Below are 16259 nucleotides of genomic sequence, written 5' to 3'. Positions count from 1 at the left end.
ACAGCCGACGACAGAACAGGAAAACGGGGTGGTGGAACCCCCGGAAGGGAACCACCACCCCGTCAGTCAAGCAGGTGGGGCGAGGCTCAGGCCTCGGCGCCCTCGGCCTCGGCGTCGTCGGCCGGAGCCTCCTCGGCCTGCGCCGCGACGACCTGGAGCACGATGGCGTTCTCGTCGCCCGCCAGCACAGCACCCTTGGGCAGCTCGATGTCCTTGGCGACGATCGAGTCACCGGCGTCCAGGCCCGCCACGGAAACCGTGACCGACTCGGGGATGTGCGTGGCCTCGGCCTCGACCAGCAGCGTGTTCTGCACGTACTCGAGCAGGTTGGCGCCCGGCGCCAGGTCACCCTCGGCGTGCACCGCGATCTCGACGTTGACCTTCTCGCCGCGCTTCACGGTCAGCAGGTCGACGTGCTCGATGTCGCCCTTGAGCGGGTTGCGCTGCACGGCCTTCGGGATCACCAGGGCGTCCTTGCCGTCGATCTCCAGACCGATCAGGACGTTCGGCGTACGCAGCGCCAGCAGCAGGTCGTGACCCGGAAGGTTGATGTGGACCGGCTCGGCACCGTGGCCGTAGACCACACCGGGAACCAGGTTGGCGCGACGGGTACGACGGGCAGCGCCCTTGCCGAACTCCGTACGGGCCGTTGCGTCGAGCTTGATCTCAGCCATGCTGCACTCCTCGTAAAGGTGACGAAAGACGATGGTCACCCGGCCCACGACAGGCCTGCTACGAAGAGCGCGTCGATAACGGACCACCGATTCCCATGACCACGCACGGGAACGGCCTCCCTCGCCGAGCAACTCACTGAGTCTACCCGGCGGAGAGGCCGCTCCCAAAGTCGATCACCCGCGGGCAGCGCCCGCGGGCGTGACTACTCCTGCTCCTCGAAGAGGCTCGTCACCGAACCGTCCTCGAACACCTCACGCACCGCACGCGCGATCGTCGGCGCGATCGACAGCACCGTGATCTTGTCGATCTCCAGCTCGCCCGGCGTCGGCAGCGTGTCCGTGAAGACGAACTCGCTCACCTTCGAGTTCTTCAGACGGTCGGCCGCCGGACCCGAGAGCACCCCGTGCGTGGCCGTCACTATGACGTCCTCCGCGCCGTGCGCGAACAGGGCGTCGGCGGCGGCACAGATCGTGCCACCCGTGTCGATCATGTCGTCGACCAGGACACACACCCGGCCCTCGACGTTACCCACGACCTCGTGCACGCTGACCTGGTTCGGGACGTCCTTGTCACGACGCTTGTGGACGATCGCCAGCGGCGCGTCCAGACGGTCGCACCAGCGGTCGGCGACCCGCACACGACCGGCGTCCGGCGACACGATCGTCAGCTTCGAACGGTCCACCTTCGCACCCACGTAGTCCGCCAGGATCGGCAGCGCGAACAGGTGGTCCACCGGACCGTCGAAGAAGCCCTGGATCTGGTCGGTGTGCAGATCCACCGTGAGAACACGGTCCGCACCCGCCGTCTTCATCAGGTCCGCGACCAGACGTGCCGAGATCGGCTCACGGCCACGGTGCTTCTTGTCCTGACGGGCATACCCGTAGAACGGCACGATCACCGTCACCGACCGCGCGGACGCACGCTTCAGCGCGTCCAGCATGATCAGCTGCTCCATGATCCACTTGTTGATCGGAGCCGTGTGGCTCTGGATCAGGAAGCAGTCCGCGCCACGAGCGGACTCCTGGAAACGGACGTAGATCTCACCGTTGGCGAAATCGAAGGCCTTCGTCGGCACGAGACCGACACCCAGTTGATGCGCGACCTCCTCGGCCAGCTCGGGGTGGGCGCGGCCGGAGAAGAGCATCAGTTTCTTCTCGCCGGTCGTCTTGATCCCGGTCACAGCACAGTCTCCTCAGACGTGTATCTGGCACCGCGCGCATGTGTCCCGATGTGCGACGAGCCAGCCGAAATGGGTGAGCATCTATCACGGTACGCCGACTGCGGCGCACCTGTTTCCGGTCAGCTTTCGCCGTCGGACTCCGACGCGGCCGCCTGAGCGGCCTGAGCGGCCGCGCTTCCGGGACGCTTCCGGGCGACCCAACCCTCGATATTCCGCTGCTGGCCCCGGGCCACGGCCAGCGAACCGGCCGGTACGTCCTTGGTGATGACCGAGCCCGCGGCGGTGTAGACACCGTCCCCGACCGTGACGGGCGCCACAAACATATTGTCCGATCCGGTCCGGCAGTGTGACCCGATCGTCGTGTGGTGCTTGGCCACCCCGTCGTAGTTCACGAACACGCTCGCGGCGCCGATGTTGGTGTGGTCACCGATCGTCGCGTCCCCGACATAGCTCAGGTGCGGCACCTTCGTGCCCTCACCGATCGTTGCGTTCTTCATCTCGACGTACGTACCCGCCTTGGCCTTCGCCCCCAGCCGCGTACCCGGCCGCAGATAGGCGAAAGGCCCCACCGTCGCGCCCGGGCCGACCTCGGCACCGTCCGACACCGTGTTGTCCACCCGCGCGCCCGCGTGCACCACCGTGTCCTTCAGCCGCGAGTTCGGACCGACCTCGGCGTCCTCCGCCAGGTGGGTCGCGCCCAGCAGCTGCGTCCCGGGGTGCACGACCGCGTCACGCTCGTACGTCACCGTCGCGTCGATCAGCGTCGACGCCGGGTCCACGACCGTCACGCCCGCCAGCATCGCCCGCTCCAGGAGCCGCTCGTTCAGCAGCCGGCGGGCCTCGGAGAGCTGGAGCCGGTTGTTGATGCCGAGGATCTCCCGGTGGTCGGGCGCCACGCAGGCGCCCACCCGGTGGCCGTCCTCGCGCAGGATGGACAGCACGTCGGTGAGGTACTCCTCGCCCTGGCTGTTGTCCGTGCGCACCTTGCCGAGGGCCTCGCCCAGCAGCCGGCCGTCGAACGCGAAGACCCCGGAGTTGATCTCCCGGATGGCGCGCTGGGACTCGGTGGCGTCCTTGTGCTCGACGATCTCGGTGACCGCCCCGGTGGCCGCGTCCCGGACGATCCGGCCGTAGCCGGTGGAGTCCGGCACCTCGGCGCTGAGCACCGTCACGGCGTTCGCGTCGGCGCCGTGGGTGGCGGCCAGCGCGGAGAGGGTCTCGCCGGAGAGCAGCGGGGTGTCGCCGCAGACGACGATCACCGTGCCGTCCACCGTGCCGCCCAGCTCCTCCAGAGCCATCCGGACCGCGTGGCCGGTGCCGTTCTGCTCGGCCTGGAAGGCGGTGCGTACGGGGACGTCGCCGGCGGAGAGGTGCGCGGTGACCTGCTCGCCCGCGTGGCCGACGACCACGACGAGGTGCTGGGGGGAGAGCTCGTGGGAGGCGGCGACGACATGTCCGACGAGCGAGCGCCCGGAGATCTCGTGCAGGACCTTGGGCGTCTTCGACTTCATGCGGGTGCCCTCACCCGCTGCGAGGACGATGACGGCGGCCGGGTGGTGGACGCTCACGGATGTGCCCTTCGGCTTCGGGTGGTGGACACCCGCAGGATACCGGGGGCGTTTAGGCCCGAAACGAGTACGGGCCCCGACCGGTTGGGTCGGGGCCCGTGGGCTGCGGCTCCCCCACCAGGATTTGAACCTGGACATACAAGACCAAAACTTGCAGTGCTGCCTGATTACACCATGGGGGATCATACCGGCTAAATCAGACACTACGCCGATCTGCCGGGGCGGCACCCAACACTATGCCGTACCACCAGCCCTCGATGCGACGGTACAGGTCCGCGCTTTTCAGGACTCGGACCACGAGGCAACCCCGGTAACCCTCTCCGGTGTTCTTCCGGTTCGTCTTCGGGGAGTGCTTCTTGAGCGTGGTCTTGCCGAATGCCGAGGGTGCGGCGCCCGTGAGATCGGCCCAGTAGCGCTCCGCGGCCGTGGCGTCGGCGGTCTCGTGGATGTGGACGTGGAAGCGAAGGTGTTCCGATGGCACGCCGAGGAGGCGCAGCCATGCGAGGTACATCGAGATCATGTCCGGGTCGCTGTTGATGAACGTGACCCTCTCCTGTGGCCGGTGGGGCTTGCTCTTGGAGCCTTCCGCCCAGTAGAGCGCCACCCCGACCGCGAACAGCTCCCGATCGGTCATCGTCTCGAACTCGGCGGCCGCGGCCCGCTTCGTCTCCTGGCGCTCCGCCTCGCGTCGCTTGAGGGTGGCCTCCCAGCCGCGCCGTGCGATGGCGGAGGCATCTTCGCTCGTCCGCTTGCGTTCCGGCTTCGGCAGATCCCGCACCCACAGCGAGATCGAGCTCTTCGAGCACCCAAGCTCCATCTGGATCCGGTCGTAGGTCATCCCCTGGAGCCGCAGCTCCCGGGCCCTCTCGCGCAGGTCGCCCTTGGCCCGGGGGCGCTTCGTCCACTCCGGGGCGGGCTCGCCCTGGAGCAGGCGGTTCAGGATGTCGTTGTTGGAGACCTTCAGCCGATCCCTGATCTGCCGGACGCTGAGCCCCTCCCGCCGCAGCGCGATCGCCTTCTCGCGCAGCCCCTCGAAGTCCGCGTACTTGCCGCTGGCATGTGTCATGAGGCCACCTTCGTCCGGAATGCGGACGTCCGGGTCGAAAGGGCGTCTGATTCGCCGGATCGTGCGATTACCCGCGTTTACACCTTGATCAGCTGTTTTCCGTGCTGATGGAGTCTCCGGAAAAAGAGATGCGCCCGCCCGTACGCTGGATGCCATGACCGCAACGGGGGCAGACCAGGAGGCGGCGGGAACGACCACCCGCGGCTACTGGTGGTGGGAGCGGCGGCGTGGTGTCGCCCTGGATGTGGGGCTGGCGCTGGTCTCGGCGCTGGAGTGTGCGCTGGAGGGGGTGGAGTTCGCCGGGGACACCGGGTTGCCGGTGCCGCTCGGGGTGCTGTTCGGGCTGCTGGCCGGGTCGGTTCTGGTGCTGCGCAGGCGGTGGCCGATCGCGGTGGTGCTGGTGTCGATCGCGACGACTCCGGCCGAGATGGGCTTCCTGATGGGGATCGTGGGTCTGTACACGCTGGCGGCGTCCGAGGTGCCGCGGCGGATCACGGTCGTGCTGACGGGGATGACGCTGGTCGGCACGCTGGTCGTGTCGTACGTGCGGTTGCGGCAGAGCGTGGACGCGCACGCGGACTTCGGGCCCGGTGTCTGGTACGTCCCGTTGGTGGCGTTGTTCATGTCGCTGGGGCTGACTGCGCCCCCGGTGCTGTTCGGCCTCTACGTGGGGGCGCGGCGGAGGCTGATGGAGAGCCTGCGGGAGCGTGCGGATTCGCTGGAGCGGGAGCTGTCGCTGCTGGCGGACCGGGCTGAGGAGCGGGCCGAGTGGGCGCGTACGGAGGAGCGGACGCGGATCGCGCGGGAGATGCACGACGTGGTCGCCCACCGGGTGAGCCTGATGGTGGTGCACGCGGCGGCGTTGCAGGCGGTGGCCCCGAAGGATCCGGCGAAGGCGGTGCGTAACGCGGCGCTGGTGGGGGACATGGGCCGGCAGGCGCTGACGGAGCTGCGGGAGATGCTCGGGGTGCTGCGGAGCGGGGAGACGGCGGTGGTGCCGTCGGCCGGGCGGGTGCCGCTCGCTGCGGTGGGGCGGGCCGCTGCCGCGGCGGCGGCTGTGGCGGTGGAGGACGGGCCTCGGCTGGACGAGGTGGAGGCGCTGGTGGCGCAGTCCCGGGAGGCCGGGATGGTGGTGGAGCTGTCGGTGGAGGGGGAGCGGCGGCCGTATGCGCCGGTGGTGGAGCAGACGGCGTACCGGGTGGTGCAGGAGGCGTTGACGAACGTGCACAAGCACGCGGCGGGTGCGCGGACCCGGGTGCGGTTGGCGTACCGGGGTGCGGAGGTGGCGATGCAGGTGGAGAACGGTGCGGCGGACGGCGCGGTGGCGGACGCGGGACTGCCCAGTGGTGGCAACGGGCTGGTGGGGATGCGGGAGCGGGTGCTGGGGCTCGGTGGTGTCTTCGTGTCGGGTCCGACGGACGCGGGGGGTTTCCGGGTGTCGGCGGTGTTGCCGGACGCCGGGGTCGCGTAGGGGCGGTCCCGGTCCCGGGAGGGCCGTGGGCCGGGCGTCGGACGGGGGCTGGGCGTGTGCCGGGCGTCAGCCGGAGACGAGGCGTGCGGGCTGGGCGCCAGTCATCAGCGCTTCGAGTGCGCGGTCGATGTCGGAGCCGAGGTACCAGTCGCCGGTGTGGTCGATGGAGTAGACGCGGCCTTCGCTGTCGATGGCGAGGACGGCTTGTCCGTCGGCTTCTTCGCCGAGGGGGGCGATGTCGGTCTCGAGTGCGCGTCCGAGGTCGCCGAGGGTGCGGGCGAGGTGGAGCCCGCTGAGCGGGTCGATGAGCAGGGTGCTGGTGGCGATCTGGCGGCCCGGGGTGCTCGGGGTGATGCGTAGTCCGCCGAATTCGGCCCAGGCTTCGACGGCCGCGGGGAAGACGGCGTGCTGGTGACCGCCGGGGGAGGTGTGGGCGCGCAGGGCGTCGGCCCATTCCTCGGCCTGGCGGATGTCCCAGCGTCCTGGCTGCCATCCGGCGTCGCGGAGCGCCGTGTCGACGGCGGTGGGAAAGCGGGCGGCTGTGGTGCGGTTCTGCTGGGCGGGGAGGTCGGTCCGGTCGCGCATGGTGGTGGGTTCAGCCCTTCTCGGCGGTGGTCGCCGCACCGTTGGTGAGGTCGACGGGGCGTACGCCGAAGTGGGCGAGCATCTCGGTGCAGGAGCGGCAGGGGGGTGCGTAGCTGCCGTGGAGGGGGTCGCCGTCCTCGCGGATGCGCCGGGCGGTGAGGCGGGCGTGTTTGAGGGCGCGGCGGGCTTCGCCGTTGGTGAGGGGTTTGCGCTGGGCGCGTTTGGAGCGGCTTTCGTCGGCGGCGGTGAGCTGGCGCGACAGGAGTATGGCCTCGGGGCAGCGTCCGGTGAAGCGTTCGCGCTGGTTGCTGGTGAGGGTGTCGAGGAAGTCCTGGACGAGTGGGTGGAGGACCGGTGGCTGGTCTCCTTTGCCCGCGGTGCAGGTGAGTGTCTCTCCGCGTACGGACAGGGCTGCGGCCACGGCGGGCAGGATGCCGTCGCGGCGGTGGTGGAGGTGGGGCGTGTGGTTGGGCTCGGTGGTGCTCCAACTCAGTCGCGGGTCTCCGGGTGTGACTGTTTGTGCTGTGTGCATGGCGCTGTTGTCCCTCCCTGCAATCCCCCGAGTTGCGGGGGACAGCCTGCCAAATATGCAGGGTGGTGGGGAAGCTGGGTGGGTGAAACGTGTCTGCGTGTCGCGGCCGGGTGGGCGGGATGTCGTGTGTGAGTCACCCGGTGGTGACGTTCGGTGAGTGGGGTGCGGGGGCGGGGGGGCGTTGTTGCGCCACCGCATAGGCTGTGCGGAACACCAGACGCAGCAGGGGGCTACCGCCATGACGACAGGTCGGCTCGGGCAGCAAGCCGCGCCACCGAACGCGGCCTATGCCGGGCAGGTCGTTCACTTCCCGGATCCGGTCCGGGCGTCGCGTCACCCGAGGGGTGTGCGCGTGGACGGGGACGGCTATCCGGTGCTTTCGCCGTATGCGCGTGCGGCTGCGGAGATCGCGGATCCTCCTCCGGGATTCGGGATCGACGAGTTGCGGTTGACGGACTACGTGTCGGCGAACGCGGCGCTGGCGTCGAGTGGGCATGAGCTGTGGGACACGATTCCGGCGGTGGCGACCCCGCACGGCTGGACGTGGCATCACGTGGCGGGGGGCCGGCGTATGGAGCTGGTTCCGGTCGAGGTGAAGGCGCTGCTGCGGCATCACGGTGGTCTGGCGACGACTCCGGTGGATCAGAACCGCCGGGGGACGCGGCCGCTGCAGGAGACGAGGCCCGCGCACTTCGGCCTGCCGAAGGGTTCGGTGGCGGTGGGTGAGCAGCAGATCCTGGGTGTCGAGGAGGATCTGGGGTATCGGCTGCCGGGTGCGTACCGGTCGTTCCTGAAGGCGGCCGGCGGGTCGGCTCCGGTGGGGGCGGCGCTGGACGCGGAGCTGGGTCTGCTGGTGGACCAGCCGTTCTTCACGGTGCGTGAGGAGGCGGCGATGAATGACCTGGTGTACGTGAACAAGTGTCTGCGGGACCACTTCACGAAGGATTTTCTGGGCGTGGCTTTCGTTCAGGGCGGGATCCTGGCGGTGAAGGTGCGCGGTTCGGACACCGGGTCGGTGTGGTTCTGTGCGTACGACGACGCGCGGGACCAGGACGGCTGGGGTGTGCAGGAGCGGGTGGAACGGCTCCTGCTGCCGTGCGGTGAGGATTTCGATGCGTTCCTCCAGCGTCTCGCGGGGAATCCGCCGGAGCTGGAGACGGTGGCGAACCTGATGGTGGACGGTGGCTTCGCGCGGGCCGTCCCGGTGGAGGGGTGAGCGCGGTGGTGACGTTCGCGCAGGCGCAGGAGCGTGCTGACGAGTGGATCAACGGTGATGTGCCCGCGTATCAGCACCGTGAGGTCCGGGTCCGTGAGTTCGAGCTGGGTTTCGTGGTGTGGGCCGAGGACCGGGCGGAGGGGCCTGTCTCGGACGGGGGCCGTCAGCGGCTGGTGATCGCCCGGGACAGCGGTGAGGCCACGTTGTGGCCGGGGCTTCCGGTGGGTGAGGTGATACGGCGTTACGAGGAGGACTACGGTGCGTCGGCGTCCGCGCCGGCGGCGCCGGAGCCGCCGCAGCGTATCGATCTGAATCAGACGTCGTTCCTGCTGACTCCGCCCGAGTGGCTCCAGGAGGCCGCGGACAAGCTGGGGATTCCGGACCGGCGCGCGGGGGCGGAGGAGTCGTCCTCGGATGCCGGGGAGTCCTCTTCTCCTTCTGATTCCGTTCCTTCTGTTCCGGGGCCGGCCGGTGGTGCCGGGTGGCCGGCTGCCGGTGGGGAGCCGGATCACGAGCCGACGGCGAACGACGGGGTGCCGGCCGGGGGGACTCCCTGGGCGGGTACGGATACGAACGGGGTGGGTGAAGGTGGCGGTGTTCCGCTGCCGGCGACGGTGTTCGCGCCGCCGCTCTCGGGTTCGGACGACGACGGGACTCCTCCGCCGGTGGTTTCGGCGGAGGCGCCCACGGCGCTGATGTCGGGTGGCAGCCAGCTGCCGCCGACGGCGGTGGGTCCGGGGCTGGATCCGCAGGCGCCGCCGCCTCCGGGGGTGACGGCTCCTTCCCCCGTGTCTCCGTCGGCCTCTGTGCCTCCGGGTGCCTCCGTGCCTCCGTCCGCTCCCGTGCCTCCGGGTGCCGCGGACATCTCCGACGCCTCGACGAGCAAGGCGGTCGTGCCGCCGCGTGGTGCGCGCGGTACGGGTTCCGTGACTCCGCCGCCTCCTGGTGCTCCGGGTACGCCGGGCGCGCGTCCTGCGGGGGCCGGTGCGCCTTCGGCCGGTGCGGGGGCGTCCGGTGGGCCGGCCGGTGGCTACATTCCGACGCAGATGGTGTCCCAGCTCGGCCCGCCCGGTGCTCCGGGTGCGCCGCAGCCGCCGGCCCCTCCGGGACCTCCTGGTCCTCCGGGACCTCCTGGTTCGACGCCGCCTCCGGGTGGCGGGGTGCACCACGCGGCGACGATGTTCGCCGACGCGAGCGTGGGCGGCGGCACGAGCGGGCCGCGTCCTCCGGGCCCTCCCGGTCCGCCTGGTGCTCCGGGTGCTCCGGGTGCGACTCCGCCGCCGCCTCCCGGTTCCACGCCGCCTCCGGGTCCTCCCGGTCCTCCCGGGCCTCCGCCCGGTTCGACGCCGCCTCCGGGTGGCGGGGTCCATCACGCGGCGACGATGCTGGCGGGTCCGGGGCAGGTCGGCCCGTCCGTGCCGCAGCCGCCGGGGCCTCCCGGGGCTCCCGGGGCGCCGGGGCCGCACACCCCGCCGCCCCCGCCCGGTGCGTACGGGTATCCGCAGCAGCCGGCCGGGCAGCCGACGGTCGGTCCCGGGTATCAGGCGGTGCTGCGTTTCCGTGCGGCCGACGGCAGCGAGCAGCAGTTGATCCGGCGTTCGGCGCCGGGTACGCCGCATCCGGAGTGGCAGATGCTGCACGAGCTGCGTGCGATGAACGTGCCGCCGCAGCAGGTCATCGAGCTGCACACGGAGCTGGAGTCGTGTGAGCTGCCGGGCGGTTACTGCGCGCGGATGATCCGGGAGACGTGGCCGCAGGTGCGGATCACGAGTGTGGCGCCCTACGGCACGGATCACGCGAGCCGTCAGCAGGGCATGCAGCATCTGCTGACGCACCAGGGTGAGCTCCACCAGGTGGCGGACGGTCCGGCGCGGCCCGCTCCGGTGCGTGCGCCGCTGCCGCAGGTGCCGCCCGCCATGCAGGTTCCTCCGGAGGTGCTGGCGGAGGAGATGCACGGGGCGTTCGGTCCGGGTGTGCTGCGTTTCGACCAGCGTGCGGTGTCGCGTCAGGGTGTTCCGGACGTGGTCGCGCGGACGCTGGTGTGGGCGGGGCTGCCCGCCGATTTCGGGCCGTTCTTCTGGGCGCAGCCGGGGCAGCCGGTGGTGCCGACACTGGCGGAGCTCGCGGCGCAGCGTCAGATCCAGCCCGCGTCCGACGCGGGTTCGTATCTGGTGATGGGGTCCGACTTCGGCCGTGCGATCTGTGTGCAGTACGGGACGGCGAACATCGTGGCGGTGCCGGTGGAGGCCGGGCCGGGTGGTCAGCCGGTGGCGCCGCAGTTCGTGAACACGGGGCTGCCCGAGTTCGTGCGGTCGATGGCGTTGCTGGGCCGGATGTGGCGGCTGCGGTACGGGCTGAATCCGGAGCAGGCGGGTCGTTGGACGGTCGACTTCCAGGCGCAGTTGGCGGCGGTCGATCCGGCGGCGCTGGCGTCGCCGGAGAGCTGGTGGTCGGTTCTGCTGGAGCAGATGTGGGACGGACTGCTGTGATCGGGTTCGACCGGTTCTGAACTGTCATGGGTGTGGCGCTCGTCCCCTTTGTGGGGGCGGGCGCCTTTTGCGTGTCACGTTGTGACACGGATCGCTTCCGTCCTGAATGCAGCTGATCGATTCCGACTTCTGGGCCAATTACCGCATCCTTGACGTATTGCTGGATGGTCGGGGAGTCGGAGAGCGGGAAAGAGGGCTTCAGGGATGAGTGGTGGACCGGTGTCCGCGCACGGTTTCGTCGGCGTACGGGGGCGTGGTTACCGCCCCGAGCAGGTGGACCGGGCGGTGTCCTCGCTGGAGGCGGAGCGGGACGGGGCCCTGGAGCGGATCTCGCGGCTGACGGCCCTGGCGGAGGAGCTGGAGGCGGAGTCGGCGCGGCTGCGTGAGGCGGTGGCGTCGCTCGCCCCGCAGACGTACAGCTCGCTGGGTGAGCGGGCGCAGCGGATCCTGGCGCTGGCGGAGTCCGAGGCGGAGGCCGTCGGGAGCGAGGCGCTGGAGGAGTCGCAGGGGCTGAGGGACGCGGCTGACACGGCGGGCCGCGAGGCGCGTGAGGCGGCGCGTGAGCGGGCCGGTGCGGTGCGGGCGGACGCGGACGCGCGCGCGGAGGAGATCCTGGCCGGGGCGCGGGACGAGGCGGGTGCTCTGGTGGCGCTGGCGCGCCGGGAGTCCGGTGAGGCGCGGGGGGCCGCGGAGTCGGAGATGGAGGAGACGCGGCGTCGTACGGCGGGTGTGCTGGCCCATCAGGAGCAGGAGCATGCCGAGCGGGGCAAGGCGGCGGACGCGGAGTTCGCGGCGGCGGAGTCCGGGGCGGCGGAGCGTGAGGCGGGGCTGGCGTCGCGTGGTGAGGATCTGCTGGCGGCCGCGCGGCGGGATCTCGCGGAGGCGGAGGATGCCGCCCGGCGTGAGCAGGCGGACGCGGAGGAGAGGGCCGCGGAGCTGATCTCGGGGGCGAGGGCCGCCGAGGAACGCGTGGAGCGTGAGACGGAGCGGGTCCTGCGGGAGCACGAGGAGGGCCGTGAGGAGCTGCACGCGCACATGACGCATGTGCGCAATTCGCTTGCGGCGCTGACGGGGCGTGCGGTGGCGGGGTCGGTGGGCGACTGACGGCGGGGTCAGTGCCGTCCGGCGGGCGGTGCGCCGGCCAGGATCCAGGGTTCGGCCGCCTCGTACCGCTTGCGTTGCCGTGGGCTGTTGTTCCCGGGGCCGCGTACGGTGCCGAGCCAGCCGGCCAGGAAGCCGAACGGGACGGAGACGAGGCCGGTGGTGGTGAGGGGGAACCAGGTGAAGTCGTTCCGGGGGAAGAGGGATCCGGGGGAGCCGGAGACGAGGGTGGTCCCGGTGATGAGGACGAGGACGCAGAGGGTGCCGCCGATGAGGGTGCAGAGCAGCCCGGTGGGGGTGTAGCGGCGCCAGAACATGCTGTAGACGAGGGCCGGTGCGATGGCGGACGCGCCGATGCAGAAGGACAGGGTCACCAGGGCCTGGACGTTCCAGTGGCGGGCGAGGACGGCGAGGGTGACGGCGAGTGCGCCGACGGCGACGGCGGCGCCCCGCGCCGTCGCGGTCTCGGTGCGTGGGCCGACCGGGCGGGCTCCGCGCAGTCCGTGGGCGAAGAGGTCGTGGGCCAGGGAGTTCCCGCAGGCCAGGATCATTCCGGCGACGGAGGCGAGCAGGGTCAGGAAGATGGCGGTGGTCATGGTGGTGACGACGAGTGCGCCGGTCGTGCCGCTCCCCGCGACCGCGCCGGTGACCTGGAGGATCGCGCTGTTGCCCTGGGCCTGGGCGGCGGTGATGCGGTCGTGTCCGACGAGGGCGGCCGCTCCGAAGCCGATCACGGCGAGGAACAGGCAGAGGCAGACGACGCAGGCGACGGCCCAGGACAGCGAGCGGCGGACGGCCCGGGCGCTGCGGGCTCCGGTCAGCCGCATGGTGATGTGGGGAAGGCAGGCGGCGCCCAGCACGACGGTCAGCTCCGAGCTGATCATGTCGAGGTCGCTGCCGCCGAACTGGAGTCCGGAGTGCAGATAGGCGGCGCCCGCCCCGCTGCCGGCCTCGGCGGCCCGGAGGAGGGCGCCGGGGTCCCAGTCGAAGCGGTCGAGGACGCGTACGGAGATGAGGAGTCCCGCGCCGAGCAGTACGACGGTCTTGATGATCTGGATGAGCGCGGTGCCCTTCATCCCGCCGATGGCGGCGTAGCCGGTCATGACGGCGCCGAGGGTGATGACGGCACCGGTGCGGAAGCCGGAGCCGTCGAATCCGAGGACGAAGGAGAGGAGGCTGCCGCTGCCGGCGAGCTGGACGACCATCAGTGGCAGCAGGGCGGCGAGGGTGACGGCGCAGGAGGCGATCCGCGCGGCCCGGCCGGGGGCTCGGCGGGTGAGCATGTCGCCCATGGTGAACCGCCCTGCGTTGCGCAGGGGTTCGGCGAGCAGGAACATCAGCAGGACCAGGGAGAGGGTCGTGCTGAGGGCGAGTACGAGGCCGTCGTGGCCGGTGAGGGCGATGACTCCGGTGGTGCCGAGGACGGTGGCGGCGGAGAGGTAGTCGCCGGCGACGGCGAGTCCGTTGCGCAAGGGGGAGAGCGCGCGGTAGCCGGTGTAGAAGGTGTCGAGGTCGTCGCGGTCGGGTCCGGTCATCACGCAGAGCAGCAGGGTGATGCTGGCGACGGCGATGAACGCGGTGAGGGACATGGTGTTGGCGGACTCGTCGAAGGCGTTCACCGGCCCGTCCTCGTCCCGCCGTCGCCGGCCGGTGCGGTGCTCGCGGTGTGAGGGTGGCCGGCGCGTGCGCGGAGCCCGGCACTGAGCGGGTCGACGGTCCGGCGGGCGGTCCACTCGTACACGGCGACCGCCGCGAGGGTGACGGGGAGTTGGCACAGGCCTAGGAGGAGACCTGTCGTCAGTCCGCCGTCCCCGACGGGGCTGGTCATCAGGGTGGGGGCGTAGCCGGACAGCAGGAGGAAGGCGACGAAGTAGCCGAGGGCGGTGAGGGTCGAGACGCGGCGCAGCAGGCGGTAGGCGGTGCGCAGCCTGCGCAGGTCGCCGTGGTGCCCGGGTGTGGGGGTGTATGCCGGTGCGGGGGTGGGGTGGCGGGGTTGCGCGGGCGGCGAACTCTGCCAGGGCATGAGGTAGTCGCGGGGGTACGGGGGTGGTGCGGGCCGGTGGGGGTGCCGGGCAGTTCCGGGGTGGTGCCGGGGTGGCTGAGCGTCGTGGGGCATGGCGGTGCTCCCTGCGTGGCTCGGGCCCGGAGGGGGCTGCAGAGCAGGTGCGCGGGTGCGCTGTCGGGAGCGCGTACGTTACTAGCGGGTATGGCGAAGTGGGAGGCTTATGCGTGAACTACCCCAGGTAACCCGTCAGTTGTCCAGACCTGCGGCATCCTGTGCGGTCCTGGGGGTGTTCTCGTGCTCCTCCAGGACCGGGAACCGTCGCGGTGCCAGGACGACGAGCACCAGCAGGGCGAGTGCCGCGGCCCCTGCCGCGCCCGCGAACACATGGTCCACCGCGCTGTCGACGGACCTCCGCAGATAGTCCGTGGCCGCGGCGGAGAGGGCTGCGGTGTCCTGAAGGGCGTGCGAGACCGCGTCCAGGTCGCCGGGCAGCCCGGACACGGGTGCGTCGGCCAGCCGGGAGGCGAGGGCGCCGTTGGCGACGGCGCCGAAGAGCGCCGCGCCCAGGCTCTGGCCGACCTGGCGGCAGAAGAGGACCGACGCCGTCGTCGTGCCCCGCTCGGTCCAGCCGACCGTCGACTGGACGCCGACGATCAGCGGGAGCTGGAAGAGGCCGAGCGTCGCTCCGAGCAGCAGCATGAGCAGCGCGGGGTGCCAGGCGGCGCCGGGGAAGGGGAGCAACTGGAAGCAGAGCAGGACCAGCAGCGCCCCCGACATCCCGATCATGGCGGTGCGGCGGAAGCCGATGCGGTTGTAGACGCGGTCGGAGAGGGCTGCGGCGACGGGCCAGCTCAGCGTCATCGCCGACAGGACGAACCCGGCGGCGATCGGCCCGAGTCCGAGGACCGACTGGGCGTACGTCGGCAGGAAGACGGTCGGCGCGACCATGAGGAGTCCCATGGCGCCGAGGGCGAGGTTGACCGAGGCGATGGTGCGGCGGCGCCAGACCCAGCCCGGGATGACCGGCTCGGCGGCCCGCCGTTCGATGACCACGGTGAGGGCGGCCAGCGCGGCGGTCGCCGCGAGCAGCCCGAGCGAGGGGGCGGAGAACCACGGCCAGGCGACACCGCCCTGGACGAGTGCGGTCAGCAGGAGCGCCCCGGTCGCGAAGACGGCGAGGGCGCCCGCCCAGTCGGTTCTGGGACGCCCGGCGGGGCGTGGCCGGACGGGCTCGTGGAGGTGACGGGCCACCAGCCAGAGCGCCACGGCGCCGATCGGCAGGTTGACCAGGAAGATCCAGCGCCAGTCGGCGTACGCCGCGAGCAGTCCGCCGAGCGCGGGGCCGGCCACGGACGAGGTGGCCCAGACCGTGGACAGCTTCGCCTGGATCTTGGGGCGTTCCTTGAGCGGGTACAGGTCGGCGGCGATGGTCTGCACCGTGCCCTGGAGGGCGCCGCCGCCGAGGCCCTGGACGACGCGGAAGGCGATCAGGGCCGCCATGTTCCAGGCGGCGGCGCAGAGCACCGAGCCGGCCAGGAAGAGGATGATCCCGGCGACGAGTACGGGCTTGCGGCCGAAGGTGTCGGAGAGCTTCCCGTACACCGGCAGGGTGACGGTCACGGCGAGCAGGTAGCCGGAGAACAGCCAGGAGAAGACGGAGAAGCCTCCGAGGTCGCCCACGATCTGAGGGACGGCGGTCGCGACGATGGTGCCGTCGATGGCGGCGAGCCCCATGCCGAGCATCAGCGCCGCCGCGACGGGCCGCCGGGCCCGGGCGGTGTCCTTCGCCGTCTCCGGCGGGAGTGGACCGCGCTCCGCTTTCGGACTGTCCGTACCGCCGACCCTCTCCGTGCCGCCCGCGCCACCCACAGTGGGTTCCTTCCCTATGCATCTATCTACGGGGTGACACTGTCTCACCGGCCCTGCCCCGAGGGCAGCATCGAGCCGAGGGATGAGACGCCGTTCCCGGGTCTCATCCCCTGGGGCCACCCCTCGCGGCCGGTGGCGCGGCCCGTGTCACGGGAGCGTTCCGTGGCGCCCGTCTGCGGTGTTGCCGCCGGACGCCCCCACTCCGCGACGCCGCCGCCCGGCGCCCCGCGGCCGGGCGCCGCACGAAACGCTCACCGGCGGAGTGCCGTCGGCCGGCGGCCCGGCCATGATCCGCCGGACAGCCCCTAAGGGACGCTCCCCACTGCGGCCCAGGGGCCGTTCCTCCCGCCGGAGGACGTGAGGCGGCGGTCCCGGTCCTTACCTTGTTCCTACAGCGCCGATGTGGTCCACCGCAGGGGGAGCGGTGGGGAAAACCCCCCGTCGGAACGGTGCCGTGCACCAGCGCGCCGGACCCCCTTCGCACCCGAGACTCGGAACGTGC

General features: G+C 71.4%; 13 protein-coding genes. 4 read left to right on the top strand and 9 right to left on the bottom strand.

Translation table 11 applies throughout. From position 1 onward, the window contains the following. Positions 1–86 precede the first annotated feature (86 nt). From ACGFNN_RS27340 to ACGFNN_RS27325, 4 genes are all read right to left on the bottom strand, one after another. The gene (locus ACGFNN_RS27340; protein ID WP_393559777.1) at positions 87–674 is read right to left on the bottom strand and encodes a 50S ribosomal protein L25/general stress protein Ctc; all 588 of its coding nucleotides are present in this window, start codon (positions 672–674) and stop codon (positions 87–89) included. Between the two features lie 203 nt (positions 675–877). After that, complete coding sequence (locus ACGFNN_RS27335) at positions 878–1855, bottom strand: ribose-phosphate diphosphokinase (RefSeq protein ID WP_393559775.1); 978 nt, start codon at positions 1853–1855, stop codon at positions 878–880. A 119-nt stretch (positions 1856–1974) separates the two neighbouring features. Continuing rightward, on the bottom strand, positions 1975–3423 hold the full coding sequence (gene glmU, locus ACGFNN_RS27330) for a bifunctional UDP-N-acetylglucosamine diphosphorylase/glucosamine-1-phosphate N-acetyltransferase GlmU (RefSeq protein ID WP_393559773.1): 1449 nt from the start codon (positions 3421–3423) through the stop codon (positions 1975–1977). A 196-nt stretch (positions 3424–3619) separates the two neighbouring features. Next, entirely contained in the window at positions 3620–4489 is an 870-nt protein-coding gene (locus ACGFNN_RS27325; RefSeq protein ID WP_393559771.1) for a hypothetical protein, read from the bottom strand. Positions 4490–4643: 154 nt separating this feature from the next. Here ACGFNN_RS27325 and ACGFNN_RS27320 point away from each other — a divergent pair, with 154 nt between their 5' ends. Further along, complete coding sequence (locus tag ACGFNN_RS27320; RefSeq protein WP_393559769.1) at positions 4644–5960, top strand: sensor histidine kinase; 1317 nt, start codon at positions 4644–4646, stop codon at positions 5958–5960. A 66-nt stretch (positions 5961–6026) separates the two neighbouring features. On the opposite strand, the gene ACGFNN_RS27315 is transcribed toward ACGFNN_RS27320, so the two are convergent. Both ACGFNN_RS27315 and ACGFNN_RS27310 read right to left on the bottom strand, forming a co-directional pair. After that, the gene (locus ACGFNN_RS27315; RefSeq protein ID WP_393559767.1) at positions 6027–6545 is read right to left on the bottom strand and encodes an SUKH-3 domain-containing protein; all 519 of its coding nucleotides are present in this window, start codon (positions 6543–6545) and stop codon (positions 6027–6029) included. Between the two features lie 10 nt (positions 6546–6555). Continuing rightward, positions 6556–7077 carry a YwqJ-related putative deaminase gene (locus ACGFNN_RS27310; RefSeq protein ID WP_393559765.1) on the bottom strand — a complete coding sequence of 174 codons (522 nt, stop codon included), beginning with the start codon at positions 7075–7077 and terminating at the stop codon, positions 6556–6558. Positions 7078–7315: 238 nt separating this feature from the next. On the opposite strand from ACGFNN_RS27310, the gene ACGFNN_RS27305 reads away from it, so the two are divergent. From ACGFNN_RS27305 to ACGFNN_RS27295, 3 genes are all read left to right on the top strand, one after another. After that, entirely contained in the window at positions 7316–8293 is a 978-nt protein-coding gene (locus ACGFNN_RS27305; protein WP_362666842.1) for an SMI1/KNR4 family protein, read from the top strand. 5 nt (positions 8294–8298) lie between these two features. Continuing rightward, a complete protein-coding gene (locus ACGFNN_RS27300) occupies positions 8299–10782 on the top strand; it encodes an SUKH-4 family immunity protein (RefSeq protein ID WP_393559763.1) in 2484 nt (827 codons plus the stop codon). A 204-nt stretch (positions 10783–10986) separates the two neighbouring features. Further along, entirely contained in the window at positions 10987–11886 is a 900-nt protein-coding gene (locus tag ACGFNN_RS27295; RefSeq protein ID WP_393559761.1) for a cellulose-binding protein, read from the top strand. A gap of 8 nt (positions 11887–11894) precedes the next feature. On the opposite strand, the gene ACGFNN_RS27290 is transcribed toward ACGFNN_RS27295, so the two are convergent. The 3 genes from ACGFNN_RS27290 to ACGFNN_RS27280 form a co-directional block, all read right to left on the bottom strand. Further along, entirely contained in the window at positions 11895–13472 is a 1578-nt protein-coding gene (locus tag ACGFNN_RS27290; protein ID WP_393560118.1) for a cation acetate symporter, read from the bottom strand. Between the two features lie 26 nt (positions 13473–13498). Further along, positions 13499–13999 (bottom strand): DUF485 domain-containing protein, encoded by a 501-nt coding sequence (locus tag ACGFNN_RS27285; RefSeq protein ID WP_393559759.1) that lies wholly within the window; start codon positions 13997–13999, stop codon positions 13499–13501. A gap of 135 nt (positions 14000–14134) precedes the next feature. Then, the gene (locus ACGFNN_RS27280; protein ID WP_393559757.1) at positions 14135–15757 is read right to left on the bottom strand and encodes an MFS transporter; all 1623 of its coding nucleotides are present in this window, start codon (positions 15755–15757) and stop codon (positions 14135–14137) included. Positions 15758–16259 lie beyond the last annotated feature (502 nt).

Source organism: Streptomyces sp. NPDC048590 (genome assembly GCF_043199535.1).
Taxonomy (GTDB): Bacteria; Actinomycetota; Actinomycetes; order Streptomycetales; family Streptomycetaceae; genus Streptomyces.
The sequence above is the reverse complement of the archived record's forward strand: the minus strand, read 5'-3'. Positions and strand labels throughout refer to the sequence as shown.